Origin of the sequence: Robinsoniella sp. KNHs210, from assembly GCF_000686105.1 — a bacterium.
Taxonomy (GTDB): Bacteria; Bacillota; Clostridia; order Lachnospirales; family Lachnospiraceae; genus Robinsoniella; species Robinsoniella peoriensis.
Window position 1 is genome coordinate 2,842,551 of the sequence record NZ_JMLZ01000002.1, and the last position, 25,577, is coordinate 2,868,127.

General features: G+C 41.1%; 21 protein-coding genes. 1 reads left to right on the forward strand and 20 read right to left on the reverse strand.

Annotated elements, in window-relative coordinates:
- Positions 1–25 precede the first annotated feature (25 nt).
- The 18 genes from atpA to CD03_RS0119565 form a co-directional block, all read right to left on the reverse strand.
- Positions 26–1,540, reverse strand: coding sequence for a F0F1 ATP synthase subunit alpha (atpA, locus tag CD03_RS0119480; protein WP_027295062.1), 1,515 nt, complete (start codon positions 1,538–1,540; stop codon positions 26–28).
- An 87-nt stretch (positions 1,541–1,627) separates the two neighbouring features.
- Positions 1,628–2,179, reverse strand: coding sequence for an ATP synthase F1 subunit delta (gene atpH, locus CD03_RS0119485; protein ID WP_027295063.1), 552 nt, complete (start codon positions 2,177–2,179; stop codon positions 1,628–1,630).
- Positions 2,167–2,682: a F0F1 ATP synthase subunit B gene (gene atpF, locus CD03_RS0119490; protein WP_027295064.1), complete on the reverse strand. Its 516-nt coding sequence runs from the start codon at positions 2,680–2,682 to the stop codon at positions 2,167–2,169. The genes atpH and atpF overlap by 13 nt, the downstream gene beginning before the upstream one ends.
- Before the next feature lie 40 nt (positions 2,683–2,722).
- Positions 2,723–2,989: an ATP synthase F0 subunit C gene (gene atpE / locus CD03_RS0119495; RefSeq protein WP_027295065.1), complete on the reverse strand. Its 267-nt coding sequence runs from the start codon at positions 2,987–2,989 to the stop codon at positions 2,723–2,725.
- Positions 2,990–3,178: 189 nt separating this feature from the next.
- A complete protein-coding gene (atpB, locus tag CD03_RS0119500; RefSeq protein ID WP_044290142.1) occupies positions 3,179–3,853 on the reverse strand; it encodes a F0F1 ATP synthase subunit A in 675 nt (224 codons plus the stop codon).
- A gap of 79 nt (positions 3,854–3,932) precedes the next feature.
- On the reverse strand, positions 3,933–4,322 hold the full coding sequence (locus CD03_RS0119505; protein WP_027295067.1) for an ATP synthase subunit I: 390 nt from the start codon (positions 4,320–4,322) through the stop codon (positions 3,933–3,935).
- Positions 4,315–4,545: an AtpZ/AtpI family protein gene (locus CD03_RS0119510; RefSeq protein ID WP_027295068.1), complete on the reverse strand. Its 231-nt coding sequence runs from the start codon at positions 4,543–4,545 to the stop codon at positions 4,315–4,317. Before CD03_RS0119510 ends, CD03_RS0119505 begins: the two co-directional genes overlap by 8 nt.
- 334 nt (positions 4,546–4,879) lie before the next feature.
- Positions 4,880–5,320, reverse strand: coding sequence for an RbsD/FucU family protein (locus tag CD03_RS0119515; RefSeq protein WP_027295069.1), 441 nt, complete (start codon positions 5,318–5,320; stop codon positions 4,880–4,882).
- 155 nt (positions 5,321–5,475) lie between these two features.
- The gene (locus CD03_RS36790; protein WP_063837252.1) at positions 5,476–11,565 is read right to left on the reverse strand and encodes an Ig-like domain-containing protein; all 6,090 of its coding nucleotides are present in this window, start codon (positions 11,563–11,565) and stop codon (positions 5,476–5,478) included.
- A 201-nt stretch (positions 11,566–11,766) separates the two neighbouring features.
- On the reverse strand, positions 11,767–12,972 hold the full coding sequence (locus CD03_RS0119525) for an ABC transporter substrate-binding protein (RefSeq protein WP_027295070.1): 1,206 nt from the start codon (positions 12,970–12,972) through the stop codon (positions 11,767–11,769).
- Between the two features lie 92 nt (positions 12,973–13,064).
- Positions 13,065–14,054 carry an ABC transporter permease gene (locus tag CD03_RS0119530; RefSeq protein WP_027295071.1) on the reverse strand — a complete coding sequence of 330 codons (990 nt, stop codon included), beginning with the start codon at positions 14,052–14,054 and terminating at the stop codon, positions 13,065–13,067.
- Between the two features lie 18 nt (positions 14,055–14,072).
- Positions 14,073–15,566, reverse strand: a complete 1,494-nt coding sequence (locus CD03_RS0119535; protein WP_027295072.1) for a sugar ABC transporter ATP-binding protein — start codon at positions 15,564–15,566, stop codon at positions 14,073–14,075.
- A gap of 686 nt (positions 15,567–16,252) precedes the next feature.
- A complete protein-coding gene (locus CD03_RS38965) occupies positions 16,253–16,375 on the reverse strand; it encodes a hypothetical protein (protein ID WP_255348102.1) in 123 nt (40 codons plus the stop codon).
- 58 nt (positions 16,376–16,433) lie between these two features.
- A complete protein-coding gene (locus CD03_RS0119545) occupies positions 16,434–17,420 on the reverse strand; it encodes a substrate-binding domain-containing protein (protein WP_044289522.1) in 987 nt (328 codons plus the stop codon).
- Positions 17,407–19,215, reverse strand: coding sequence for a sensor histidine kinase (locus CD03_RS0119550; protein ID WP_027295074.1), 1,809 nt, complete (start codon positions 19,213–19,215; stop codon positions 17,407–17,409). Before CD03_RS0119550 ends, CD03_RS0119545 begins: the two co-directional genes overlap by 14 nt.
- A gap of 3 nt (positions 19,216–19,218) precedes the next feature.
- Positions 19,219–20,823, reverse strand: a complete 1,605-nt coding sequence (locus tag CD03_RS0119555; protein WP_027295075.1) for a response regulator transcription factor — start codon at positions 20,821–20,823, stop codon at positions 19,219–19,221.
- 122 nt (positions 20,824–20,945) lie between these two features.
- A complete protein-coding gene (locus CD03_RS0119560) occupies positions 20,946–21,995 on the reverse strand; it encodes an AI-2E family transporter (protein WP_027295076.1) in 1,050 nt (349 codons plus the stop codon).
- 104 nt (positions 21,996–22,099) lie between these two features.
- Entirely contained in the window at positions 22,100–22,774 is a 675-nt protein-coding gene (locus tag CD03_RS0119565; RefSeq protein ID WP_027295077.1) for an RluA family pseudouridine synthase, read from the reverse strand.
- A 280-nt stretch (positions 22,775–23,054) separates the two neighbouring features.
- Between CD03_RS0119565 and CD03_RS0119570 the strand changes: the two genes are divergently transcribed.
- Entirely contained in the window at positions 23,055–23,990 is a 936-nt protein-coding gene (locus CD03_RS0119570) for a calcium/sodium antiporter (RefSeq protein WP_027295078.1), read from the forward strand.
- Between the two features lie 60 nt (positions 23,991–24,050).
- Here CD03_RS0119570 and CD03_RS0119575 read toward each other — a convergent pair whose 3' ends face one another.
- Complete coding sequence (locus CD03_RS0119575; protein WP_027295079.1) at positions 24,051–24,803, reverse strand: hypothetical protein; 753 nt, start codon at positions 24,801–24,803, stop codon at positions 24,051–24,053.
- A 12-nt stretch (positions 24,804–24,815) separates the two neighbouring features.
- Positions 24,816–25,568 carry a hypothetical protein gene (locus tag CD03_RS0119580; protein WP_027295080.1) on the reverse strand — a complete coding sequence of 251 codons (753 nt, stop codon included), beginning with the start codon at positions 25,566–25,568 and terminating at the stop codon, positions 24,816–24,818.
- Positions 25,569–25,577 lie beyond the last annotated feature (9 nt).

The window sequence follows — 25,577 nt, forward strand, 5'->3', positions numbered from 1 at the left end:
TCACCCTTTCTAAACGATTTTCATCCTATCTGGATTCTTTAAACTCTGCTTTGCATTCTTCTATTGCTTTCACAAGTGCATCCGCCGTCTCATCTGAAATCTGCTTTGTCGTTCGGATTTCTTCCGGAATCTCAGGATATTTAATATCGATATACTCAAACAGGGCTTTTTCAAAATCCAGTATTTCTTCCACATTAATATCTAACAAATACTTGCGGGTAGCTGCAAAAATAATGATAACCTGATATGCAACCGGCATCGGCTTATACTGGGGTTGTTTTAACACCTCTTTGATCCGCTCGCCCTGCGCCAGCTTCTCTCTGGTGTCATTGTCAAGCTCTGAACCAAACTGGGAAAATGCTGCCAGTTCTCTGTATTGCGCAAGTTCCACACGGATTGGGGATGCAATTTTCTTCATCGCCTTAATCTGTGCCGCACCACCTACACGGGATACGGATAATCCGGCATTGATTGCCGGCCGGAATCCTGCATTAAACATTTCCGTTTCCAGATAAATCTGTCCGTCAGTAATCGAAATAACATTTGTCGGTATATAGGCAGATACATCCCCTGCCTGGGTCTCAATAATCGGAAGTGCCGTCAAAGAACCTCCGCCCAGTTCATCCGACAATCTGGCTGCTCTTTCCAGAAGCCTGGAATGCAGATAGAAAACATCACCCGGATAAGCTTCGCGGCCTGGCGGCCTTCTAAGAAGTAAAGACAGGGTTCGGTAAGCAGCCGCATGTTTGGATAAGTCATCATAAACAACCAATACATCCTGACCTTTCTCCATCCATTCTTCGCCTATTGCACATCCTGCATAAGGAGCAATATACTGCAGCGGCGCAAGTTCACTTGCTGTTGAAGCCACGATCGTCGTATAGTCCATTGCTCCGTATTCTTCCAGTTTCTTAACAATACCGGCAATCGTAGATGCTTTCTGTCCGATTGCCACATAGATGCATTTTACACCCTGTCCTTTTTGATTAATGATTGTATCTAATGCTATCGCCGTCTTTCCGGTCTGCCTGTCGCCAATGATTAACTCCCTTTGCCCACGTCCAATTGGAACCATGGAGTCAATTGCTTTAATTCCTGTCTGAAGCGGTGTATCTACCGATTTTCTTGCGATTACACCAAAAGCCACGCGTTCGATTTTCCGGTAATTATCAGCCCGAATGGGACCTTTTCCATCAATAGGCATACCCAGGGAATTTACAACACGCCCCAGCATTCCGTCACCTACCGGAACCTCAACCACTCTTCCGGTTGTCTTAACAGTATCGCCTTCACTGATACTGGTGGTATCTCCCAGTAATACAGCACCTACGTTATCTTCTTCCAGGTTCAGAACCATACCGTGGACTTCTCCCGGAAACTCCAGAAGTTCTCCCTGCATGGCATTCTCCAGACCATGAATACGGGCAATCCCATCGGCCACCTGGATTACCGTTCCAACATCAGACACGGCCATCTCGGAGGAATATCTTTTTATCTGTTCTTTAATAACGGAACTAATTTCCTCTGGTCTTAAATTCATGAGGCTTTGCCACCTTCTTTCCTGCAATTTACATAAATCAATATTTCTTGAATTTTCTTTCACACTTGTTCCTGAACTTCTATTATTTCAGGCTTCCAGGGAAATCTTGGTAAGCTTCCCGGTGAGATCCACAAGATGACTTCTAATACTGCTGTCCACTACACGGTCTCCAATCCGGATAATCAATCCGCCGATCAGACTGTCATCCACATGAAAGTTCATTTCCATTTTCACATAGTCCGTTGTCTCTAACAGTTTTGCCTCAATTTTCTTTTTCCAGTCATCTTTTAACGGAACCGCGGATGTAATCTGCGCAATTCCAATTTTATTATATTCCTTTACTTTCGCAATAAAATAATCAAATATCCGGGGAAGCTCTTTGTAACGCCCCTTTGTAACAACAATGACTAAAAGTCCCACACAATCGTCCGAGATTCTGTCCTTAAAAACAGACTCAATTGCTTTGATCTTATTATCATTGTCAATCTTAGGATGAAGCATCAGCTGCTCAAATTCCGGATTTTCCAAAAGAATCCGCTTTACAGCCAGAACTTCTTCCTCTAATTCCCCTAATCTTGCCTTTTCCAATCCAACTTCAAACAGGGCGTCGCCATATACTTTCGAAGCTAACTTTGCCATGTCTGATCACCTATTTCCTTTAAAGTATCCTCTATTAATGAATCCTGGACTTCCATATCGATAGAAGCCTTCACAACTTTACCAGCCATAAGCGAAGCAATGGATATTATTTCTTTCTTCATATCATCTGCCGCTTTCTTTCTTTCCAGTTCCACCTGGGCATTTGCTCTGGCCATAATTCTGCCAGCCTCTTCCTTCGCCTCTTCTATGATCCTGGCTTCATTCTTCAGTGCTTTTTGTCTGGCAGCACTCAGGATTTCTTCTGCTTCTTTATTGATGTCTTTGAGCTTTCTGTCGTATTCCTCCATAAGCTTTTTCGCATCTTCTTTATCCCGTGCAGCCGTGTCAATATCTGATTTGATCTTATCCTGACGCTTTTTCAGCATATTTCTTGCAGGATTAAACAGCAGATATGACAGGAAAGTAAACATTACAAACATCGAGATCATAAGCAGCACCGCGTCATGAATCAACTGCGGGTCCAGATTAAATAATCGTTCCAAGGTTTCGCCTCCTTTCGCTTATTATTCAGACCTATTTCTCTTAAAGCTTTCCAAGAAGCGGATTTGCAAAGAGTAAAATAAATGCAATTGCCAACCCGTAAAGACCGGTTGTCTCTGCAACTGCCTGTCCTAAAAGCATGGTAGATGTGATGTCAGATTTTGCTCCCGGATTTCTTCCTACCGCACTTGCACCGTAACCTGCTGCAATACCCTGTCCAATACCAGGACCTACACCGGCGATCATCGCCAACCCCGCACCAATTGCGGAACACGCTAAAATTAAACCTTCATTTGTTATATTGCTCATTCTGAAATCCTCCTGATCTTTATATTATAATTCTTTATTATTGCGTGATAACTTCAAAACTCTTTCATTATTCCTGCTCTGCTTACGTCATTGATTTTAATTCATTAATTTTACGTCATCGAATTTACATCATTGATTTTACGTTATAGCCACCCTGCACAATAGCCACCCTGCACAATCGTGCATGAGCTATGCCTCACCCGGAAGCTTATCTGTTACGAATACCATCGTTAGCATACAGAACACATAGGTCTGTATTGCGCCGGAAAAAATATCAAAGTAGATGTGTAAAAATCCCGGCCATCCGATTGCAATCGGTGCCAGCAGCGTATAAATCAGTGACATCATTACGGTACCGGATAAAATATTGCCGAACAAACGCAGCGACAGTGAAAATGGTACCGCAATTTCACCAATCAGATTGATCGGAAACAAAAATGGCAGCGGCTTAAATAAGCCAGTCAGTGCACCAAACTTATTGTATCTGATATTATTGTACTGAATAATAGCAAATGTCATAATACCAAGCGGCAGCGTAACACCATAATCCGCAGTGGGCGGCCTGAGGCCAAATAGTCCGGAGATATTACTGACAAAGATAAACAAAAATATGGAACCGATGTAATTTGCAAATTTGCCTGCGTATTTTCCCATGCTTCCATGTACCATTTTGTCCAGCATCTCTACAATCATTTCCACCGCATTCTGAAATCCCCGCGGTATCTCATCGGGATTTTTCATCTTGCGGTTTGCTATAACAGCAAATACCAGAAGAATGATCATAACGATCAATATACTGACATGGGTGGTCGTGATATAGAATTCCTGTCCAAACAGTTTGTATTTGAACAGACCGTGAATCATAAAATCTACCTCACCGCCCGCAGCCAGCAGCTGGCCCTGACAAAGATACGCATTTCCCACGTTCTCACCTTCCTTTTCTTTATTTTTTTATTTTTTGAATTAAACGATGGAGAACCGGCTGCAGATAAGCTCCTATCTTTAATCCAAATAACCCCAAAAATACTGCGACAACATCTCCCAGTTTAAGCAGATACGTGCCAAAAAATACTACTACCACTACCAGCGCCCGCAGCATAAACATTTTTTTCATGTGACTGACAGCGCCCTTTTCATCCATTTCCACTGCATTTTCAATAGACCAGTTCATATGAACCGCCAGAAAAACAGAGATTGCAATTCCGATCCACAACCCGGTAGTATAGAGCACCTTTGAACCGGATAGCCATATTAGTGAAAATTGAAATATAACCCCACATATTAGAATGCCAAGAATCAGCTCTTTTGATACAGGATTTAACTTCTTAATCATCCTTTTTCTTTCCTCCTGCATTCACCATATCCTTTAATAGCATGTAACAATTGCGTCCACCGGCAAGGATACCCAGAATAAGAAGAACGATCGTGGTATTCCAGCCGAATTTCCGATCAAGCCAGTATCCAACAAATACGCACAAAATTATGGGGGCCAACATGCTGATGCCAATCTGAGTTATCATCGCCAGTGAACGAAAAACATCTTTTTTATATTTCACACGCCTGCCTCCTTTACGATATTTTACCGTAATATTATCTTAAAACATTTTCCAGATAATGTCTAGTTATTTCACTAAATAATACACAAAACTTTCGGTGTTTTTTATATATATTTGACAAACTTTTAACTGGAATGTTATTTTTTACACATTATTGCCTAAATAATATTTGCAGAAATTGGAATTTTATACATGGATGTAATAATATCTTATATAATAAGAGCTTTGGCCGGTATTTTTTTAGAATACCTTCCAAAGCTCTAGAGCGTGTTTGAAAATTTCTATATGGGAGCTGTGAGTCACAGTTTGCGGGTGAGGTAAATACCTGTTTCTTCTATTCTACTACTACCCCTTTTTGCAGCATAATGTTTGCATAAAGAGCTTTCTCGCTGGTTGCAATGATTGCATAAGCCGTCTTTGCTTCATCATAAAACGCAAAACGCTCAATGTTACCAATGGCTTTATCTCCGCGGCTGTCATACTTTGCAACGATTTCTTTGTATGTATCCCAGATCGGTGTCTCTACATCATCTCCCGGCATTACTTCCATTAAGTTTACCGGATTTTCCACATAAGTATCCAGTGGAAATACTTTTAAAATAGCGTCCAGGATTTCCGGTACACCATGTCCGTCACACCGGATAACAATTGCATCTTTTCCCATGGACTCTGCCGGGAAATTCCCGTCTGAGATTACAAGACGGTCACTGTGACCCATCTCGCATAATACTTTTAACAACTCTGGTGATAAAATCTGTGGTATTCCTTTTAACATTTGTTTGTCCTCCTAACATATGCGTTGATTTAATTTTATGATACAACTGATGCCTGATAATCAGGCATCAGATATAACCTTTATAAACTTCCAGACACCGTATTCCATGATGGCTTTATTATTATTGCACTGTTGGAAAACAATTTCAAGAGATATTACTTCATTTTATAAGTAATTACATTGGAATATTTTCCATAGAAGGTTTTTCCATCTGCTTTTACGTACGCACGTACTTTAAAGCTGTAGGTTGTGCCTTTTTTCAGTTTATTTACAACGGCTGTTGTGGTTTTTGCTGTATCAACTTTTTTATATTTTCCCTTGCCTGCTTTCATGTAAACTGCAAAGCCATCGCTTCTTACATTTTTGAATGTAAGTTTTACACTGTCTGCCGTATTTTTCTTTACAGACTTTAATGTTACTTTATTTGGCCTTGTAGCTGTGGTTACTGCAGTTGAATAAGCACCTTTTCCGGCTTTATTTACTGCTGCAACTTTGACCTGGCATTCCATACCAACCGGCAGTCTCTTAATTGTCATGCCTGTTTCATTTGTAGTTCCTGCCTTTGACCATTTCTTGAACTTTTGATTGTATACGTATACCCGGTAAGTATCCGCACCTTTTACTTTATTCCAGGTCACTTTCATTGAATGCGTTGCATTATTGCTTACTTTTACATTCGTAACCCTGCCTGGTTTTACGACTGCCGGTTTATTATCCTCCTTAACCGTAATGGTACATTTTGCTGTAATATCTCCATCTGCTGTTTTCACAATAATTTCCGTTTTTCCATTAGATACAGCCGTAACTTTTCCATTGGAATCAACTTTTGCTACTTTTTTATCCTTAGACGTCCAGGTTACCTTTTTATTTGCTGCATTTTCAGGATAAACCTCTGCTTTCAGCTGAAGGCTTGCCCCTTTGCCGTATAATACAGCATTTGTTTTATTCAGGCTTACTCCGCTTACGGAGATTACAGGTTTATCAATCTTAACCTCTGCCTCACAGGATGCCATAAATGCTCCATCCTCTGATTTTACTGTGATAATTGCTTTTCCATCTGCAATTGCAGTTACCACACCGTTCTTGTCCACTTCTGCCACTTTTGAATCGGAAGAGGTCCAGGCAACATTCTTATTGGTGGCATCTTCCGGTGCTATGACTGCTTTCAGCTGTGCGGTCTCTCCTGCTTTGCTGAATTTTAAATGAATTTCCTTTAAGGAGATTCCGGTTACCGGTTTCACAATGGAAACTGTTATCTGGCAGGTTGCTGTAAAATGCCCGTCTTCCGTCAATGCAATAATAGTAGTCGTTCCATCTGCTGCTGCAGTTACCACACCCTGATCTACATCTGCAACTTCCGGCATCGTAGATATCCAGGTTACATTTTTATTGGTTGCATTTTCCGGCATTACTGTTTCGTGTAATTCTAACGTCTCTCCTGCTTTTGTCAGGGTTGCTTCTTTCTTATCTAAGATAAGCTCTGTAACTCCAACCGGAATGGCTACCTTAATGGTGCAGGCTGCTTCAAATCCGCCATCCTCTGTTGTTGCCGTTATCACTGCATCACCATTTGCAATTGCTGTTACACAGCCATTTTCATCAACGGTTGCTGCCTCCGGATTGGAGGAATTATAAGTTATTTTCTGATTGCTTGCATTAGACGGCTGAACCTGCGGTTTTAACTGCAGTATTTCGCCTGCTTTCTGCATGGTGTGTTCCGTAATATCCATTGTGATACCTTCTACCGGTATAACCTCTGGTACAATTGCTACGGTAACTTCACATACTGCGGTGAATCCGCCATCTTCCGTAGTAACGGTAATCGTTGCCGGCCCATCCGAAACTGCGGTAACCAGACCATTTCCATCAACTGACGCGATATCCGGATCAGAAGATACCCAGCTTACATTTTTGTTGGTGGCATTCTCCGGATTAACGGTTGCTGTCAACTGGATATTTCCATTTTCTGTTGTGATTTCTGCAGTTGTACGATCCAGCGATACACTTTCTGCTCTCACTGGTATTTCTACATTTACTCTGCATGCAGCCACATAGCCGCCATCTTTTGTAATGGCTACAATTTCTGTATTCCCATTTGCTGCTGCTGTAACCAGACCACTCTGATCTACTGTTGCTGCACTTTCATTTGTAGATCTCCAGGTTAATTCTTTGTTCATTGCATCCTGCGGTGTAAATACAGGATTTAACTGGAATGTTTCTCCTGAAGCCGTTAAGGTTTTTTCGGTTACGTCAAAGGCAATTCCGGTTACCCGAAGCCCTACTGTAACTTCACAGGACGCTGTCATATTTCCGTCTTCGGTGGTTACGGTAATATTAGCCGTTCCGGTTGCAACTGCTGTTACCAGTCCGTTTTCATCTACCGTTGCTGCCTCTGGATTGGATGACTCCCAGGTTACGTTTTTATTCGTTGCATTTTCAGGTGCTACCGTTGCAGTTAACTGCAGGGTCTCTCCCACCTGGGTCAGTGTTGCACTGGTCTTATCCAGTTCTACACTTTCTACCGGTGCAGCCGGAGCTGTAAACTGTACATCGAACTTATCGATTACCGGGCCTGCTTTTGCATCTGCTGTAAATACCAGTTCACCTGCACCTGCTTTCGTCACTACAATTGGAAGTGCTACTGTTTTATATACATTTGCATCCGGTCCGGATACGTCCTGGCTGCCGCTTACTACGTTGGTACCGCTCCATACAAATGCATTTGGTGCTGAGGAGTTTCTTCCGCTTCTGTAAGTTGCGGTGAGTGTATAGGTACCTGCCTGAGTTGCGGTGAACGGAAGTTTAATTACATTTCCTGGTTCAAACCAGTTGATTTCTTTTTTATTGCTTGCATTCTCGTTATCGGAAATTCTTACATATTTATCCGTATTCACCGGATACAAGGTAAAGTGCTCCGCTTCTAAATTAGCTGTGCTTTCATCGGAAGGGAATGCAAATGGCAGAGCTTCTGTATAATGGTCAAATACAAAGGAAGCTTCAATGGTGCTGTTTGCCTGAACATTTACAAAAGTATAAGAATATGAATTTGCTGCTTCATCCTCCACTACTAACTGGTCTTTCACCGATTCGCCATTTACTAATACATCATCAATTTTGTAATTAGCCTCTGGTGTGATCACAAACTTCTTATCTGTTCCCTGATAAACCTCATTATCACCTGCATCACTGATACTTCCGTGTTCTCCTGCTGATGCATCTATCTGGAACTTAACGTAGTCAATTTCATTTGGTGTAATCTCGAACTTATCAATTACCGGTCCTGCTTTTGCATCCGCTGTAAAGATAAGGGTTCCGGCACCTGCTTCTGTAATCTTAATCGGAAGTACCACTTTGTGATATTCTGTGGCTCCATCTTCACCGTATACATCCTGGCTGCCGCTTTCAATCTTTTCACCACTCCAGACAAAGGCATTTGGATTGTTCTGTGCCCTGCCGCTTCGATAGGTAGCTTCCAGATTGTAGGTACCTGCTTTTTCAGCTGTATAATGAAGTATAATCTTATTTCCAGGTTCAAACCAGTTTACTTCTTTTCCGTTACTTGCCTGGTCACTTTCTGTAATTCTTACATATTTATCCCCTTCAATCGGATCCAGGGCAAAAAATTCTGCTTCCAGAAGCTTCGACTGATCTTTATATGCCGGGAAGGCAAACGGATCTTCTTCTGTATATGGATCTCTGGACACCAGTCCGTCAATCGCTGCTTTCAGATTATTATATGCATTTGTGATTGCAACTCCGGTTGCACTTTCATTATCCACAACCTTTTGAGCTTCTTTTTTCGCATCCATCATTGCATTCCAGCTGTCTTCCTTGTAGTATGCACTTACCAGCGAATCAGTAGAAGCAATCAGTTCTGATACCATATCTTTTGTGATCTTATCAGCATCTGTGATTGTTACACGGGCAGAAGGCTTAAATCCTAGTACCGCGCCATCGGATGGCTCTACCAGGTCAACGCTGAAGTAAAGATCACCGGTATTTAAGGTCTGGCGTTTTGTCGTTACATGAGCTGTTTTTTCAGTTTCTCCCTCTTCAAATACCAGTTCTATTCCCTCTGTGGGTATGTAATCACTTTGCACTGCCGTTCCCGGATTATCCTGGAACAGAACGGTTGCTCTGCCTTTGGAACCTCCGATACGTTTTACCACAAACTCATTTACCGTATCTTCCGGTACGGTATAGGAAGATTGTGCTAATTCAAACATTCCTTTTCCGCCATTATTTAATGCTAATGCCGCTTCCAGTCCGATTGCTTTGTTCTTCACTACCAGTCTGATGGTGTGCTGTCCATCCTCTAAGTCCGGAGTTTCATATAAGATCTGTCCAACTGCTCTCTTGGATGCACTTGTATCAATGGTTACAGGCTCTGAAGCACCGTCAATATACAAATCTGCTGTTCCATGATTCGGGTCCTGTGTTCCTAAAAGCCACGCTTTAGTCCCTTTAAACTTAAGTGTTACTTCAGCTCTTGGATTTGCCCACATGTTCGTACCATTTGTGTACTGGGAACCGGTTTCCTGAGTCCATCCGTTTCCGATTTCAAATCCAATTCCATCTGCCGTATCCGTATCTTTGATGTCGATGTTATCCAGGCCATCCGGGATCGCCTGACCTACTTCAAATCCCTGGGATGCTTTATAGAGTCCTACTTCACTGATTACAGGAACTGCATAAGATCCGGTAATATTAATGCGTACCTTATCTGCTTTTACAGGAGTTTTCCGGCAGAGTTTTTTCGGACCAATTGTAGTCCCTTCTGCAAACTTTTTCCATTCCCCGCCCTGGTTCTGGTATTCCACGGTAAAGGAAGAAACACGCTGTCCCAGCTTAATCGCTTCTTCTATGGATACCACATCAAATGTTTTGGTTGATCCAAGGTCTATCGTTATGGAACCTGTAGTGGAGCCATCATCCATGGTCCAATAGGTATCATCATTATTATCTTTTAAATTATCCGGTGAGTACGCAATATCATCGCCCCTTACCGATGATGCAGAAATAGTCACGCCTTCCTGCGCAGCTAAATTCTTCTTAAACGTCTCATTGATATTCGTTCCGAATTCGGCAACCCGGTCCAGAATAGGCTGATCAATCGTGCCTTCCCTGTTCGGCGGTATATTTAATAACAGAACCGCACCATGTCCAACAGAATCGAAATACATATTGGATAGCTGTTCCAGACTGAGGGGTGTCTTCTTACCCGGTCCCCAGAACCAGCCCGATGTAATCTTTGCATCTACCTCCGGAACTGTCCATTGATTGCCGTCATGATATCCCGAGGTTGCTCCCCCTACCTGTCTGCTGTCAATGGTATCTCTCTCTTTATCCACTCTTGACTTCGACCAAGTCTCTTCGTTGGCAAAACCGCTTTCATTCCCGATCCAACGTACAGTTGTACGGGATTGTGCACCAAATAACATACAATCAGATTCATATTTTTTAGAAGCAATTCCTTCGTTTTTCTGGATTGTATCAAACCATAAGTCAAAATCATAATCCTGAGCCATGGAACCGTCGCCCTTTGCTCCATCCATCCACACTTCTACGAAATGTCCGTTATTTCCATATGCGTTATTTCCCAGAATCTCCTGGAGCTGGTTATTATAATACTTATTATAATCTAAAACGTCATGCTCTTTATCAGTTGGATTCCCCTGTTCATCACGATATCCGTATGACGGATTATTTACATCCCACGGTGATAAGTATAATCCCATATCCATATCATACTTTGTACATGCTGCGGAAATTTCCTTCAGCACGTCCCCCTTATAATCAGTACTTTCCAGATCATGATCTGTATACTCGCTTCTCCATATACAAAATCCATCATGATGCTTTGCCGTAATGATTAACTTCTTAAATCCTGCATCCTGCAATGATTTTACCATGTTATCTGCATCAAAATCATTTTCAAGTGCAAAACTGCTTGGTGATTCTTTCCCATTACCCCATTCCGTGTTGGTATAAGTATTCATGCCGAAGTGACAAAACGCAGCTAATTCCTGTTTCTGGTAATCGTATTGATTCTGGCTCGGTGTTACCCCCCATGGAGCCGGCGCTGCAGTTCCATTATCACTCAAATCAATGCTGTAGACTCCCTCCCTGTTTGCTCCCTGGGCTTCCGCCTTAACGCTCATCGAGCTTACCGGTGCTAAAACTCCCGGTACGATCATCGCTGCGGTCATTGCTGACGACACAAATCTTTTCCACGTTTTCTTCATACCTCTTCTCCTTTTCTTGTATATTTGGTTTATTTTATAAAAAATTCTGAGTATTCAGAATGTTTTATCCATTATTCCCACAATTTACCAAGCAATTTAAATACAAAAATAGAGAGGGAATTTACAATCCACTCTCTATTCCGTTTTGAAGCATATTAAATTAAAACTATGAGTTAAAAGTAGTTCAGTACAATCTACGGATTATTCGTACAGACAAGGAGCGATGTCTGGATCTTCCATAGTTTCAGCTGTGTAATATAAGCATCCTGTATCAACATCAGCTACTTCTTCACCTTTAGCTGCTTTTGCTGCTAAAGTAACTGCCTGGTAACCGATCTGTACTGGGTTCTGTGTGATAGATCCTGCGAAGATACCATCTTTGATTGCCTGTAACTGGATTTTACCGGAGTCAAATCCTACAGCGATGATTTTGTCAGCGCCAAGTTTCTGTAAACTTTCATTAGCTGTAACGATATTCTTAGCTGAGAATTCGTTAGAACCATAAATTGCTACTAAGTCAGCTTTGTTTAACAGTGTATTTGCTACTGTAACACATGCTGCATCATCTGTTGTTGCAGGAATACCTACTTCGATGATAACTTTTGCTCCGTCAACTTTTGCATTGTATTTGTCATGTCCTTCAACAGAAGTTTTGTCAGCTCCGATTAAAGAAACCATTTTATCAATGAAACCGCCAGTACGTTCACCGATAGACTGAGATGTAGCATCCTGAGATACACAGCCGATTCTTACTGTTTCAGCTGGATCTGTTACTTTGTCTTTGATCAGGTCATATAATTTTTCTGCTGCAAGCTCGCCTGCTGCATAGTTATCTGTAGCTGCATTAGCAACAATTGCACCTTCCGGAGCATCTGGTACACCTGAGTCAAATCCAACAACCGGGATTCCTGATGCCTGTGCATCATTTAAAGAACCTAATACTGCTTCTGTATCAAGAGCTGCAAGACAAATAGCACTTGGTTTTTTATTGATTGCATTCTTTAACTGCTCAACCTGCTCTGGAATAGCACTTTCATTCTGCGGTCCAACGAAGTTTGTTCCTTTTAATCCAAGTTCTTCTGCAGCTTTTTCGGTACCTAACTTAACAGCTTTCCAGAAGTCATGCTGGAAACCTTTTGCAACGATTTCAACTGTAACATCACTGTAATCCCCTGTAGCTGCTGCTGTAGTAGAAGCTTCTGAAGTTGCTTCGCTTCCTGCTGCTTCTGTTGTAGCTGCCTCAGATGCTGCTTCGCTTGCTGCCTCAGTTGTTGCTGCTGTAGTTTCTTTTTCTGAAGCTGCTTTTGTTGCTGCTTCAGTTGTTTTTGTTTCGGAACTTCCACACCCTACGGCTAAAGCTGCTACCATAGATACGCCTAATACTACACTAATCACTTTTTTCTTCATTGTTAAATCCTCCCTTAATAGAATTTGAAGTTTTTATTTTGATCTTCCTGCATATTGCAGGAAGACTGAATAACATTAATAGATGCTACTGATTAACCCTGTTTTCTTCTGTTATAAACATCAGCAAATACTGCGATGATTAATACGAAACCAGTAATAAATAACTGATAGTGAGGCTGTAATCCAATAAATGGAAGACCTGTTTTCAGTACGGACATGATGAATACACCAATTAAAGTACCGGATACGGAACCAACACCACCGGAAAGAGATGTACCACCGATAACTACGCCGGCGATTGCATCCAATTCGTAGCCATTACCTGTACCAGGCATGATGGTTAAGTAAACTGCTGCATAGGAGATACCTGCTAATGCTGCAAAGAATCCACTGATTACATATGCTAATGTTTCCCATTTTACTACGTTTACACCAGACAGTCTGGTTGCTTCTTTATTACTTCCTAATGCAAGGATGTAACGTCCCGGACGGGTTTTATTTAAGAAGATGGACATAATAATTGCCAATACAATTAATAAGATAAATCCTGTTGGAATTCCGGCTAACGGAAGCCCTTCTCCCTGGAACTTGAAGATATTTCTAAACCAGCTTCCTGCTGACTCACCCTGTGGGAAAGTAACACTTGCTGTTGCTGTTACGATAGAACCTAAACCTCTTGTGATCATCATCATACCCAGTGTAGCGATAAAAGCAGGGAGTCCCATTACTGAAACCATTAAGCCGTTTGCCATACCGAATAAGATACCTAAAACTAAGATTACTACCATACAAAGTGCCATCGGAAGACCTGCTTTATTAAATAAAGTACCGCCGATCAATGCACAGCAGACACAGACTGTACCGATTGATAAGTCAATTCCGCCTGTAATAATTACAAAAGTTACACCAATTGCTAAAAATCCAATGTAATAAGATGAATCTAAAATACTGATAAATGTACTATATTGAGCAAAATTGCTTCCGGCTATACAAAAGAAGATAAATAATACAACCAGTGCCAGTACGGCTACCAATTTCTGCGTTCCAATACTTCCTAACTTTCCTTTTTTCTGCTCTGCCATTTTCTCTTAACCTCCTGATTATTCTCTTAATGTTGCAGCATGCATGATCTTTTCCTGAGAAGCTTCTTCAATTGTAAGCTCTCCAGTCTTACGGCCTTCGCACATGATGATGACTCTGTCACTCATACGAAGTACTTCCGTAAGTTCTGATGAAATCATGATAATGGATTTTCCATCTTTTACAAGTTCATTCATCAGAGCATAAATCTCACTCTTTGCACCGACGTCAATACCACGGGTAGGTTCGTCGAATATCAGGATGTCACAGTCTCTGGTAAGCCATTTTGCTATAACAACCTTCTGCTGGTTACCGCCAGATAAGTTCTTTACTTTCTGTTCAATCGAAGGTGTTTTTGTCTTTAAAGCTTCTACATACTTCCTGGTAACTTCTTTTTCTTTTTTCTTATCGATGAAAAGACCGTTTGTAAAGTTCTCCAGGGAAGCCATCGTCGTATTTTCAGCTACTGTTTTTTCAACATTTACACCGAAACGCTTTCTGTCTTCTGACAGGTATCCGATACCCGCATTTACTGCGTCCTGAGGACTCTTGATCTCTACCTTTTTGCCATTGATATATACTTCACCGCTGTCTTTTTTATCGGCCCCGAACAATGCTCTTGCTGTCTCTGTTCTTCCGGCTCCCATAAGTCCTGAGAAACCAAGGATTTCTCCTTTGTGAAGATCAAAGCTGACATTTCTGACCATCTTCCCGGCATTTAAGTTCTTAACACTTAATACAACCGGTGCATTTGGAGGTACATTGCTGTGTTCTTTGGGGTCTTCATAAACAACACGTCCAACCATCATATTGATGATATCATCCTTCGTGGAATCTTTTGTTACGATTGTTCCTACATACTCACCGTCACGCATAACTGTTACTCTGTCAGTAATCCGCTTAATTTCATCCATTCTGTGAGATATGTAGATAATTCCGATATTCTTCTTGCGAAGGTCATCGATGATCTTAAACAAGTCAGTGATTTCAGCATCCGTAAGTGCAGCTGTCGGTTCATCAAATACAATCACCTTTGCATCCGTTGAAATAGCCTTTGCAATTTCACACATCTGCTGCCTTCCTACTGTAAGATGTCCCATCGTATCCTTAGGATCAATATCAATATTCAATAAATCAAATAATTTTTGTGCTTCGACATTCATCTTTCTGTCATTGATCATTTTACCGTTCATGCTTTCGCGTCCGATAAATATATTTTGAGCAACAGTCAAATGATTCATCATGTTCAATTCCTGATGCACAATAACGATACCTGCTGTCTGAGCTTCTTTTGGGCTTTTGAACTCTACTTCTTTACCCTCAAATGTAATGGTACCTTTGTCCTTAGCATAAATTCCGGTTAATACTTTCATCAAAGTTGATTTACCGGCTCCGTTCTCACCCATCAGTGCATGAACTTCACCTTTTTTTAATTCCAGATTAACCTCTTTTAAGGCATGGACTCCGGGGAAAGACTTATCAATGCCTTTCATTGTCAGTATTACATCACCCACGTTCTCACCTTCCATTTCTTTTTTTTGCAGTTATTAAATAACTTTCTTCTAACTAATGAACATTATATGTCTAAATTGTGAATATAACAATAGAATATCTTCTTAGAAAAGGTAAAAATCTTACTGTATAATAAATTTTTTACCTTTTAGTGTACAAAATGACTTAATTGCCTAAAGCCGATTCTCTCAACAGGCAGAAACTCTGGGTTGTGACAAGCTGACGCTGTTTGCAATTGTATCAGATGTTTGGAAATATAAGATATTTAGATTTTTTAGTTTTTTAGATTTTTAAGATTTTTAGATTTTTAAGATTTTTAGATTTTAAGATTTTTATATTTTAAGATTTTTATATTTTTAGATTTTAAGATTTTATGTATATAAGATACTTAAGATTTAGCAGAATGAACAACCAGTCCACAATGATAAGCTAAAGCTGCCTTATGCATTTTATACGTTCGATGCCAATAGTGTACAGCATGCCACCCCCCTGGGGTTCCACCATGCTGAGAAAACCAGCTTTGTATCAACGAATGCTATCTCGGAAAGATGGGTGTGGGAAACTGGTATGGGCGTAGGAAGCGTAGAGCAGAGCTGAGTATTTTCTTACCTTTCCGGAGTGTTTTTTGGCGGATAGTATTCGACTGGCTCCCATCGGATACTAAGCGGGTACTGAACCGAGAAATGCATCAGGATTTCTCGGTGAATGCCCGCGTGCCGCCAAAAAGCGCTTCGGAAAGGTTAGAAAATACCAGTTCTGCGGCCAGCTGACGGAGCCCATGCCAGTTTCCCACACCCATCTTTCCGTGCACTGCCTACATCTACAAAGCGTCTCCTTCTCAGCCAGACCCAATTTCAATAAATTGTACACTAGTTAGATTCCCGAAAATGAAACAGCAATTTCTGATTTTCTTCAGTATACATATTATCTTTCGTAATTAATTCCGATCCGGAATTCACATCTTTCTCTACGACGGTTCCATGGGCAATTTCCACTGCCTTCTGTACACCAAGATAGCCCATATTAAAGGGCTTTTGAATGATAATCCCCTTGAAGACGCCTTCTTCCAGCAATTGAATTTCTTCTATAGAACTGTCGAATCCAACCATGGTAATCTTTCCTTCCAGACCCAGGTCTTTCACCGCACGGGCAGCTCCTACCGCAGAATATTCGTTTAATCCTGCTATGACATTAATACCGGGATTTTTTTCCAGCATTTCTTTTGTAACCTCATATGCCTTCTGGTAATTGGAATTGCAAAATACCGTATCTACAATATTTTCTTCGTATTCTCCCAGTCCGTCCCGCAATCCATGCTCTCGCTCCATGGCGGTAGAAGAACCTTTTACATGGGCCACAATGCCGATCACCGGGTCACTATCCGGCAGATTCTTTTTTATAAAATCTCCCATTTTCTGTCCTGCCTGGAAATTGTCGGTTGCCACCAGGGTTAATCCCAGTTCCTGGTCGATAGAGGAATCCACAAGCACAACCTTTATTCCCATCTCAAGTGTCTGTTTAATTGCATCCGTTATATCCGTAAAACTGCTGGGGGCAATCATGATAACGTCCGGCCTGTCCTCTGCCGCCTGAAGCAGCAGCTCCCTTTGTTTGATATAGTCATTTTCAGAATCTGCTCCGGTAATGGTCATATTCGCATCATATTCCTTCGCCGCCACCTGGGCACCTTCTGTGAGCGATCCCCAAAAATCCGAATCATCCACAATTTTAGGGATAAACACTATCTTAACCGTGCTGGTCTTCCCCTGCCAGTGTCCAATCAGCGCCCAGCCCGTGAATAGGAGCACTGCCCCCACTGTCAGGATGACAAGGATGGATTTTTTACTCTTCGTCATACGTATCTTCCTCCATTTCATCATTTGGTATCGTTACGTATACGCTTGTACCAATACCCGGGGAGCTCTCATAAGCCAGACCATATTCCTTACCGTAATACAGCTGCAGACGGTTGTGGACATTATAGACCCCAACTTTATTAGATACTTCGTCCGGACGTTTGTTTTCCAGAACGTGGTCCAGCACTTCTTGTTCCATTCCCACTCCATTATCCCGAATGCAAAGGATGATTTTTTCTTTTGTCATTTCTCCGGTGATATAGATCATTCCTTTTGTTTCTTTATATTTGATACCATGATAAATTGCATTTTCAACAATAGGCTGAATCACCAGCTTTACGATACTCTTTCTCTGAATCCGGGCAGGAACGTCTATCTCAAATTCCAGCTGGTCACGGTAACGCATTTTCTGAATTGTGAGATACTCCCGGGTGTATCCCAGCTCTTTTGCAATGGTAACAATTTCATCCTCATTACTGATACTCTGGCGCAATAGTTTTGCCAAAGACGATGTCATCTGCACTACCTCACGGTTTTTCCCTCCCTCAGACATCCAGATAATGGAATCCAGGGTATTGTATAGAAAATGCGGATTGATCTGGGATTGCAGTACCTTTAGCTCACTTTTCCTCTTTTCCTTCTGTTCCCGTACATTTTCCTCCATCAGGTTCTGTATCTTTCCTGTCATAATATTAAATGATTTGCCAAGGCTTGCCACCTCATTTTCCCCTTTGCTGACAAATGCTGCATTTTGGAAATTTCCCCGCTCTACTTCTTTCATGGAATCCTTGAGATCCTTAATAGGCTTTGTAATTTCTTTCGACAACACAACCGCGAGTATCATGGCCAAAGCAAACAGCCCGGAAGCTATTACCAGATAAAATATCTGCATTTCGTCTTTGTTCTTGATCAGCTCTCCTATGTAAGAAACACCTGCTATGGTCCATCCGGTTTCCCTGGAAGTACTGACCGTATATAATTTACTGCCATTACCTTCATCTGTAATGAAGCTGCCATTTTCCTGTGCCAGAACGCGGTCTATTGCTTCTACTTTCAAACCACTGTTCAGCAATTGCTGCTGGGGATGGTAAATGATGCTACCGTCTTTATCCAGAATAAACATATATCCTTTATTACCCAGCTCGATTTTTTCACACAGACTTTTGATGGCACTGTAATTCAAATCAATAAAGAAAATCCCTTCAATTTTATTAGTAGCCGGATTAATCAATCCTTTGCTTAAGGTAACTACCCACTGGTATTTATCTTTAAATGCATTCTGCACATGGGAACCGGATACTACAGCAGCCCCATTTGCTTTAATCGTATTCAAATACCAGGGCTTATTTGGGATATCCCCATTGGGATTGAGTGTCGCTACTCCACGGTTCAGCACCATCTTCCCATTATCTGCGATAACAGCTATATTATAAATATCTTCCCTGGTATCCAGAACGGTCTTAAACTGTTCCAGCAGACGAAGCTTTAAGGATTCCCCAGTACTGCCGTCTCCAAAGAGATAGTCCACAACATCGGAATGGTCCGTTACCATCTGGGAGATGGATTCCATATAGCTAATATAGGAATCAATATTTGAATTTACCTGCTCCACCAACTGCTTAGTATAATCCTTTGAATTGTCCAGAACTGTTTCTTCCGTGTAATTCAAAGAGAAAAGAAGGAATATCAGCAACGCAAGCACAACCACAAGCGTAAAGGAAAACAACATCGAATTACGTATACTTTTAAAGTGAAATAGAAACCGTACTGCCTCACCCCTTTTTTTCTTATCCATAAATTACCTCATCTTTTTTGCATATTCTGTAGGAGTCATCCCCGTTATCTTTTTGAATGTGATACTGAAATAATGAGGATCACTATATCCCACATCTTCTGCGATTTCATAAGTTTTCTTTGCTGTATTTTCAATCAGAGACTTTGCCTTCTCAATCCGCTTCTTAGTCAACGCCTCAATAAAGGTCTCCCCGGTATAATTTTTAAAAATAGAGCTGAAATAACTGGTACTCATCGCCAGATGCAGGCAAACGGAATTCAGGGAGATCTTAGAATCACCATAATTCTTGTCTATGTAATCCAGCGCCTGCAGTGCCTGTTTCTTACAGTAGCTGTCCTTTTGGTCTTTCATACTGTGGGACAGAGTCTTGCCAAACTGAATTAAATCTTCCGCTATATCCGTCAGATGTTCCTTTTCATAAATGGAATTCAACAGTTCTCTTTCTTCTATAAAGATCTCGCTTTCGCTTAATGTAGAAGCATCCAGTTCATTCATAATGGACAGCACCATGTTCTGTACGTAGAAAATACTTCTGTTTTTTGTCACATATGCATCTCTTAATGACTGTACAAATCCCAGTACATATTTTCGTATTTCATGTTCATTGTTGGTTTTAATCGCCAGTACAATCTGATTTGCCCACTTTGAGACGTCCACATTCTGGCTTTCCTGGCTGTCCCTTAGATTCTTGGCATAAATCACCTGATTTCCACCCAGTAGGAAACGGTATTCCATTGACTTTTTCGTATCATTAAAGGAACTGTAGACCAGAGACAAAGAATTTACCACCCTGCCAAGACCGATGGTAGATTCAATTTTTAAGAATTTTAATATTGCCTCCTGTATCTCTTCGCAGACACGCAATGCCTTCTCTTCCAGATTTTCATCCCCCGCAAAGATCATTACGGTTTTTTCTTCAAATGCCTGGAATGTTACTCCGGCACCATACGATGCCATAATCTCAGCCGATATATTATAAATAGCAAAATAAGCCAGATCGGTCTTCGTATCCGCTTCCTGGTTCAAAAACGGAGAAAGATCATCCCCCAGTACCATTGCTGCCATAAAATGGCTGCCGTTTAACTGGATCTGATAATCCATGAGCTTGTCCTGAATTGTCTCTTCATTCACATTTCCCTGCAAAAGTCCAATTAAAAAGCGCCCGCGCATCAACGGGAGGTTGCTGATATAGGCTCCGCGTATTTTTTTCATATTCTGTTTTTTCAGCTGTTCTGCATCCAGAGCTTCTTTTACCTTCAGCAGTGTTTCAGAAAGTTCAAAAGCGGTTATCGGCTTCAGTATATATTCTACAACCTGATATTTTACAGCCTTTTTTGCATATTCAAATTCATCATACCCGCTGATAATCACTACTTTAGTATCTTTATACTGTTCATATACAAACTTTGTCAGCTCCATGCCGTCCACATGCGGCATACAGATATCCGTAAGAAGGAGATCCGGTGGATTCTGTATGATCATGTCCATTGCCTCTTTCCCATTTTTGCAAGCACCGACCAATTCATAACCCAATTCATTCCACCTTGTATTTTCACTGATAGCCTCTCGAATGAGGGCTTCATCATCAACTAATAATACCTTGTACATATCTGCCTCCCTGAACATTTATTTTAATTCTTTATTATTCTATCTTATATGATATAGAAATACAATAGAATTGTCAATGATGCTGTGTTAGACATGGATAACCATTGGTAAACAGGTAAAATCTACTCTTCCATTACTTCCCCTCTCTTAATCTCTTTGTAAATCTCCACAATAGCCAGCAAAGTCAATGGTCCAAGAATTACCCCGGCAACCCCGTAAATACAGATTCCTGCATACACTGCAACTGCAATTACAATGGGATAAACACCAAGTTTTTTTCCAATCATCTTAGGCTCCAGAAATTCTCTGGTAGTATTTGCAACAAAGAACAACGTGGCATATGCTGCAGCGTGTACAAAATCACCTTGCAGAGCACATACCAACGCCCAGGGTATCAGTATCGTTCCGGTTCCGATAAATGGAAGTGCATCCGATACGCCGATCAGCAATCCAACCAACAGGGCATAGGGGTACCGAATCACCCACAGTCCTGCAACACAGATAACAGAAACGATACTCATAATAATGAGCTGTGCTTTAAAGTAGGCTCCGCCAAGTCCCCAAAGCCGATTCAAAACGGTAGCTGTTCTGCGGTATAATTCAAACTTTTTAAGTTTATCATGTATTTCGTCATAATCCTTTAATAAAAGCAGTACAGATACAAATAATGCAAAAAATAATCCTGCCGCTTTCACAAAACCAAGCAGATACTGCAGTGAATAATTAAACATATCCGGCACAATATATACCTGAAGACGGTCTGTCATAACCTGAATATTCTGATATACAAAATCTTCAATGGCTTCTGCCTGAATCCCCAGCGTCTGCTCCATCGCAGAACAGCAGTTTCCAAGTATCAGTCTGAATTCTTTTTCATAACTGTCCAGATTGGATACTATGGCTTTAATCTGCGCAAACAGCTGGATTGTCAGATAATACAGTCCGCCAATCAGTAAAATTGAAAAGAATCCCAGTACCACAGCCGCAAGCCATTCTTTCTTTATTTTTATCCTGCGCTGCAGCCGCTTTACAAATGGATTCAGTATCCGCACGATAATATACGCAATAAAAAAAGGGGCTACAAATGGCAGCAGGTATTTCATTCCAACGAATACTGCAATTGCAATCCCTATTACGATAAGTACTTCTTTATATTTCTCTGCTCTGCCCATCCTTTCGCCCTCCTATATTGTAAGAATAGGATGTGCAGATTCATTTTGATTATTCATTATTAGAAGACAGAAATCTGGTACAAATGGCAATATCCGCCATGTTTTTATCTGGACGTGAATATTGAAAAAGCATCACCTTTGGGTTCACAGGAAAAAGCCATCTGCTTTTTTGTTTTTGGATGTAAAAAGCTTAACTTACAGGCGTATAAACCGATAGTTGTTCTCTGGTCACCTGCTGTTTTGGGATTATATTTTTTATCTCCATACAAAGGTGTTCCTGCACCAGCCAGCTGCACACGGATCTGATGATGACGCCCGGTAATCAGGTGAATTTCCAATAGTGACAGGCCTTCTTTTTCTTCCAGAACCTGATAATGTAATTCCGCCCTTTTGGCACCTTTTTGTTCCTTTTTTACAATTCTGGACGTATTGGTTTTACCGTCTTTAAACAGATAATCCACAAGCACTCCCTGGATTTGGGGAAGTTTTCCACATACTACAGCCTGATACCTTTTATCCATCTCCCCATTACCTGCCTGTTTACTTAAATACGCAGCAGCCATCGGCGTTTTCGCAAATACCAGTACGCCTCCAACCGGCTGATCCAGCCTGTGGATAACTCCCAGATAAGGCTCGCCATTACCACTATTTTCTGTACTCAGATAATTTTTTATTCTGCTTTCCAGATCCATTGTTCCAATTCCCGCGCTTTGTACCGCTACACCGGACGGCTTTTCACAGACCAAAACCTGGCCGTCTTCATAGATTATATTTAACATATAGGATTACCTCTTTCGCATATTTTATTTTTTAATAATAAAAGCCGGTATGGATCTGACTTTCTGACTGATTACACAACACCTTTACTGTAAATATTTTTCCAGTTGTTTTTTGCTTAATATAGGAAATAATAACATCGATCATAATTCTTTGCAATAGTTGGTAATAATTATTTCATAAAACCGATACCCTGCTATTTATTGACAAATTATATAAAATAATTTGACAAATTTCTGGTAATTCAGTATGATGACAACAGGTCATTTAAGGAGGAAAAAAATGTTAACTTATGTTCTGCTAATCATAGGATTTGTACTGCTGATAAAAGGTGCCGACTACTTCGTGGAAGGCAGCTCCAATATTGCAAGACTTCTCCGTATCCCCAGTGTCATCATCGGACTTACTGTTGTTGCATTTGGTACAAGCATGCCGGAAGCTTCCGTGAGTATCACCGCTGCCATCGAGGCTCAAAATGAACTGGCACTAAGTAATGTTATTGGTTCTAATATTTTTAATCTGCTGGTTGTAGTGGGCATATGCGCTGCTATCAAGCCTATGGGTATTACACCTTCCGTTTTAAAACGCGAATTTCCCTTCTCCATCGTGATTACCGCGGTATTGCTTCTGCTGTCTCTGGACCATGAAGTAGGCCAGATCGACGGTTGGATATTACTTGCTTTCTTTGTGCTCTTCCTGGTGTTCACCGTTAAAAGTGCACTAAAAAGCCGAAATGAAATTCAGGCAGACTCTACTGACGGTATCAAGCAGTTATCCCCGCTCTTAAGCGGCATCTGCATCATCGGCGGTTTGGCTGCCATAGTAATCGGAGGGGATCTGGTAGTTAACAGTGCCGTTTCCATAGCTGAATCTTTTGGGCTCAGTCAGACACTGATCGGCCTTACGATTGTAGCCCTTGGTACCTCTCTGCCCGAACTGGTAACCTCCATCGTTGCTTCCCGAAAAGGAGAAAACGACATTGCACTTGGAAATGTGGTAGGATCTAACATCTTTAACATCCTTCTGGTTTTAGGCGCATCTTCAGCGCTCCATCCGGTTGCAGTCAATCTGTTTTCTATTTACGATATCATGATTCTGATCGTTGCCAGCATTGCCGTATTTATATTTGCATTGCAAAGCAAGATACTGAATCGTATGGAAGGGTGGATCATGCTATTGGGCTATGCTGCATTTATGGGATTTATTATTTTAAGATAGACTTCTAAAAGAAAAGGGACGCTTACAACCAATAAAAGAACAGGTTATAGCGTCTCTTTTTTATTTTTGCACCGGAGATTTTAATACAATCAGTACTGCAATACCGCCAAATATTACCGAACCGGTCAAAGTACTCAGGAAGGACCATGCAGGATTCCCCCCCGTGCCTCCTAACAAAAGGGCAAGCATCCCCAAAAAGAACTTTGCGATTCTGCCGCCTGCAGCATACAGGTCTACGATCGGCAACACAATCAGTAAGAATACCGGAACTCCAATGCTGATTACCATCTTTTGAATCTTACCCAGATTATAATACAACGCTCCGAAGAAATATCCTATCATCGTAAATAGAATGACAAAGCCTGACCAGAACAGAAGTTCCACTCCCAGCTTCTCCAATCCACCTGCCTGCTCCCAAAAGGATGGGTATATTTTGCCAAAGATATTTCCTGCCCGCAGATTACCGTCTCCCAATGCTGCCAGTTCATAAACCAGGGAAACCAGTCTGCAAATTACCGCCAGTACAATCCCGCTTAACAGTGTATTTAAAATTCTTCCTGCCGCTATCATTTTACGGCTGACATTGTTTTGCATCAGCATTTGGAAGTTTTCCCGAAATGAATTTGCTCCCATAATAAACCCGGCCAATACTACCATTGATTCGTTGCGGAAATAAATCCCCTTATCTTCCATGCCACTTATCTTAATTCCAACAAGGTTTGCTAATTCCAGAAACAGTAAAATCCCAAAAAATAATACATAGGAAATTTTGTAATCCCGAAACTGATATTTAAAAACTGATTTTAACCTCATATTTTTCTCCCTCTATTTCTGCACCTGGGCACGAATTACTAACAAATAACTGATTCCTCCCAGAATTACCGTACTTACCAGAAATGTAATCACTGCAATAAACGGATTCTGGCTTTTCTGTCCCATTACCATTAAGAAAAAGTCGAGTAATTTCTTATAGATCCCTTTAACCAATAATACATCTATAATTGGAAGTAAAACCACAGCAAATACAGAGAGGGCTACTCCTAAAATAATCTTTGTTGTTCTTGACAGATGATACAGTAAGGAACTGACACAATATCCAAGCAGCGTAGCCATCATAAGCGCCAGGCTCCAAAACAGAATATTTATCAGGAATAACGGCAGGGATTCCATTTCACCCAGCATTTGGGGATACATAACCTGGAGAATATTGATTTCAAATATAATGTTTTTATTGAAATGTACAAATATCCTGCAGACCAGCGTAATCAGCTCATTTAATACAGCAAGCGCAATGCTGCTGGTTATTATGGTTAAAATTCTGCTGAAAACAATTGTCTTTCTGGAAACTCCATTTTGCATCATAAGTAAAAATCCCTCCTGGAAACAGGAACATCCCATTACAAATCCAAATATAATGCTTCCAAATTCTAATCCGGAAAAAGAACCGCCGGCATCAATCTGCCCAAATATTACTAACCCGCTGAAAAAGATAATCAGCGACAGCACTACAGCAGCGTAGCCTGTTCCGGCACTAACGTACTCTCTCATCTGATATTTATATACCGACTTCAGTTTCATAATGTTTCC

Coding starts and splice junctions, on each gene's coding strand:
- atpA (WP_027295062.1), bottom strand. CDS start 1,540: ATGAATTTAAGACCAGAGGAAATTAGTTCCGTTATTAAAGAACAGATA.
- atpH (WP_027295063.1), bottom strand. CDS start 2,179: ATGGCAAAGTTAGCTTCGAAAGTATATGGCGACGCCCTGTTTGAAGTT.
- atpE (WP_027295065.1), bottom strand. CDS start 2,989: ATGAGCAATATAACAAATGAAGGTTTAATTTTAGCGTGTTCCGCAATT.
- atpB (WP_044290142.1), bottom strand. CDS start 3,853: ATGATTCACGGTCTGTTCAAATACAAACTGTTTGGACAGGAATTCTAT.
- CD03_RS0119505 (WP_027295067.1), bottom strand. CDS start 4,322: ATGATTAAGAAGTTAAATCCTGTATCAAAAGAGCTGATTCTTGGCATT.
- CD03_RS0119515 (WP_027295069.1), bottom strand. CDS start 5,320: ATGTTAAAAGGAATACCACAGATTTTATCACCAGAGTTGTTAAAAGTA.
- CD03_RS36790 (WP_063837252.1), bottom strand. CDS start 11,565: ATGAAGAAAACGTGGAAAAGATTTGTGTCGTCAGCAATGACCGCAGCG.
- CD03_RS0119525 (WP_027295070.1), bottom strand. CDS start 12,972: ATGAAGAAAAAAGTGATTAGTGTAGTATTAGGCGTATCTATGGTAGCA.
- CD03_RS0119530 (WP_027295071.1), bottom strand. CDS start 14,054: ATGGCAGAGCAGAAAAAAGGAAAGTTAGGAAGTATTGGAACGCAGAAA.
- CD03_RS0119545 (WP_044289522.1), bottom strand. CDS start 17,420: ATGACGAAGAGTAAAAAATCCATCCTTGTCATCCTGACAGTGGGGGCA.
- CD03_RS0119550 (WP_027295074.1), bottom strand. CDS start 19,215: ATGGATAAGAAAAAAAGGGGTGAGGCAGTACGGTTTCTATTTCACTTT.
- CD03_RS0119555 (WP_027295075.1), bottom strand. CDS start 20,823: ATGTACAAGGTATTATTAGTTGATGATGAAGCCCTCATTCGAGAGGCT.
- CD03_RS0119560 (WP_027295076.1), bottom strand. CDS start 21,995: ATGGGCAGAGCAGAGAAATATAAAGAAGTACTTATCGTAATAGGGATT.
- CD03_RS0119565 (WP_027295077.1), bottom strand. CDS start 22,774: ATGTTAAATATAATCTATGAAGACGGCCAGGTTTTGGTCTGTGAAAAG.
- CD03_RS0119570 (WP_027295078.1), top strand. CDS start 23,055: ATGTTAACTTATGTTCTGCTAATCATAGGATTTGTACTGCTGATAAAA.
- CD03_RS0119575 (WP_027295079.1), bottom strand. CDS start 24,803: ATGAGGTTAAAATCAGTTTTTAAATATCAGTTTCGGGATTACAAAATT.
- CD03_RS0119580 (WP_027295080.1), bottom strand. CDS start 25,568: ATGAAACTGAAGTCGGTATATAAATATCAGATGAGAGAGTACGTTAGT.